This window comes from Streptomyces sp. NRRL F-2664 (assembly GCF_000719345.1).
In the GTDB taxonomy this organism is placed as follows: domain Bacteria; phylum Actinomycetota; class Actinomycetes; order Streptomycetales; family Streptomycetaceae; genus Streptomyces.
Genome location: NZ_JOFX01000643.1, coordinates 1 through 214 on the forward strand (window position 1 = coordinate 1; position 214 = coordinate 214).

The window sequence follows — 214 nt, forward strand, 5'->3', positions numbered from 1 at the left end:
CCACGGACCGAACCGCTCCGGCAGGTCCCGCCACTGGACACCGGTCCGCACGCGGTAGAGCACCCCGTTGACGACCCGGCGGTGATCACTCCACCGGCCCCCGCGTGCACCACCGCGAGGCAAGAACGACTCCAGCCGTTCCCACTCCGCATTCGTCAGATCCCCACGGCCCATACGACGAGCCTGCCCTCAACACCCCACCCCTGTCCGGAGA

Annotated in this window: 1 protein-coding gene; it reads right to left on the bottom strand. The window is 69.6% G+C overall.

Annotated features, from left to right (window positions below; translation table 11 throughout):
• Nucleotides 1–174 (bottom strand): transposase (locus IF89_RS44355; RefSeq protein ID WP_158718197.1); only part of this gene is annotated, 174 nt, incomplete at its 3' end.
• Nucleotides 175–214: the final 40 nt, after the last annotated feature.